The 2,457-nt window shown below is 60.4% G+C and carries 2 protein-coding genes; both read left to right on the top strand.

The genetic code is table 11. The features are described 5' to 3' along the window. Positions 1 to 286 (top strand): tetratricopeptide repeat protein (locus tag HMPREF0975_RS10100; protein ID WP_009234063.1); only part of this gene is annotated, 286 nt, incomplete at its 5' end. Between the two features lie 42 nt (positions 287 to 328). Next, a partial coding sequence (locus HMPREF0975_RS10095) for a tetratricopeptide repeat-containing protein (RefSeq protein WP_009234062.1) occupies positions 329 to 2,457 on the top strand: 2,129 nt, incomplete at its 3' end.

Genomic DNA, 2,457 nt, shown 5'->3' with positions numbered 1-2,457 from the left:
GGACGAAGCCATCCCTCTGTTCGAGCAGAACCTCGCTGACTTCATCCGCATTCTGGGCCCTGACCGCCCCGACACCTTCACCTCACGTAGCACGCTCGCCGGCGCCTACCGGGATGCGGGCAGGCTCGAGGAGGCCATTCCCCTGTTCGAGCAGAACCTCGAGGACCGCACCCGCACCCTGGGACCCGCTCATCCTGTCACTCTCACCTCGCGCGGCAACCTCGCCAATGCCTACCTTGCCGCAGGGAGATCCGAGGAAGCGACGAAGCTTTTCGAGGCGCCGTAAGAATTCTGTTTCGGCGCCGCTGACCGCCTGTACGATAGCGGCATGGCCGATCCCCTCTCCCTCACCGTCCTGTCTGCCAGCATCACCGGGCTGCTCATGCGCGGAGCCGCTGTGGCCGTCGATCCTTCATGGAGCAGCGCGGCGTCGCTGCCAGGCGAGGCCCTCAACGCATGGCGCAGCCTAAGACATCTGCAGCAGGGGCGAGGTGGACAGGAGAATCCGCTGGAGGCATCTGTCAAGGCCCGGCTTCAGAAGCAGGTGGATGCCGCTGGCGAGCGGTACGAGCGGACCGGAGTCACTCAATCCGCCTTGGCTGGAGCCGTCACCGAGATGGAGGTGGCGCTCAAGGAGCTCAGCAGGGACGACGACGCAGTCATTGAGGCGGTGCGGTTCCCGGATCACTTCGAGAGGTACCTCCGACGGCGTGCGGCCGGCCGCCGCCAGAACGTCGAGGCAGCAGCCGAGCCCTTCTTCAACGACCTGACACGCATCGTCGCCGACGAGTTCATCCATCTCGCACCAGGCTCACGCGGTTTCGACATCGCCGCGCTCAAGCAGCTGCTCGCAGTCCAGGATCAGCTAGTTGCCGGGCAGAAGCAACTACTGGAGGGACAAGCAGAGACTCACGAACGTTTGACGGCAGCGGCTACGGATATCCAGGAGATCCATAGAGCGGTCACTCGAAACCAATCCGCCTCACCCACACGGATTCGGTTCGGCAGCCGCCCCAGGGTCACCGCAGGCTTCGTCAAACGAGAGGAACAGGACAAGCTCTTCGAGGCTGTCCTTACCTGCGCGGAGCCTCGTACAGTGCTGACAGGGATGAGAGGGAGCGGCAAGACTCAGCTGGCCGCTGCGGTTGCAGCCACGTGCGAGGAGGAGGGCTGGCCCATGGTTGCGTGGATCAATGCAGCCTCACGTAAGGAACTCATTGCCGACCTCTACGAGCTCGCACTGCGTATTGGTATCGATGCGCCGAAGGACATTCCTCCGGAGACTATTATTCGGCGCTTCCTGGATCAGCTACGCTCAGCAGATGCGGCGGACCGCCTCTTCGTCTTCGACAACGTGGAGAATCTCGACGACCTGAGAGATCTTACCCCTGAGGGCGACGGAGTTCGGGCCCTCATTACCACAACGAGCCACCTTGACTGGAACAGTTTGGGATGGTCACCATTGGCAGTCAGCGTCTTCGAACGGGAGCAGTCGATCGCTCTTCTCTGCCAACGCACCGGTGACGCTCATCGCGATGCAGCCGACCAGATCGCAGAGGCGCTTGGCGACCTACCTGTCGCCGTAACCCAAGCCGCGGCAACAGCCAAGTGGGGACACTACTCCCTTTCAGAGTATTTCATAAGATTGAGCACCCACTCGCTCGAGTCAAGCATCAGTCGCCTCGAGGGCGATGACTACCCAGAGGCTGTCAGTGTCGCGCTATTCATGGCGTACGAACAGGCCTTGGAGCAGATCAACTCCAAGTACCCCTGGCAGGAGAGGATTGCTATATCGCTCCTCGACACACTATCCCTCCTGGCCGCTTCCGGAGTACCGACTCACTGGCTTCTGGAGCTCGACGATGACTCCGACGCAGTTCGAGACACCCTGTCGTTCCTGAAGAAATCATCAATTCTCCAAGAATCCATCAACGGCGACAAGACCCTCATTCACCGCCTTCAAGGACAAGTTTACCGCGAAACCTACCTGAGCGAACAAGGGATATTTAACAAAGCATGCACATACGCAACAACCATCCTCGACAAGATTGACATAGGCCAACTAGCTAATTTTGAACAGCAGCGACAGGAAACACGAAATCTCGTTGAACAAATAGGCGCGGTCACATTTCAAGACCACTCTCGCCCATTATTTTCCGATCCAGATTTTGTCGCATTACTCGCAACGACGATACGGAATGCAGCCGACCTTGGGATGCCACAACTGGCACTTACCCTCACTGATTCTGTTACGCGGGCGGGCGACACCCTTGGCCCCGATCACCCCAGCACCCTGGCCTCACGCAACAGCCTCGCCGGCGCCTACCAGGATGCCGGCAGGCTCGATGAGGCCATCGCCCTGTACGAGCAGACCCTCGAGGACCGCACCCGCATCCTGGGACCCCACCACCCCCACACCCTCATCTCACGCAACAACCTCGCCGACGCCTACCAGGA

This window comes from Actinomyces sp. oral taxon 849 str. F0330 (assembly GCF_000239715.1).
GTDB classification, from domain to species: domain Bacteria; phylum Actinomycetota; class Actinomycetes; order Actinomycetales; family Actinomycetaceae; genus Actinomyces; species Actinomyces johnsonii.
The sequence above is the reverse complement of the archived record's forward strand: the minus strand, read 5'-3'. Positions and strand labels throughout refer to the sequence as shown.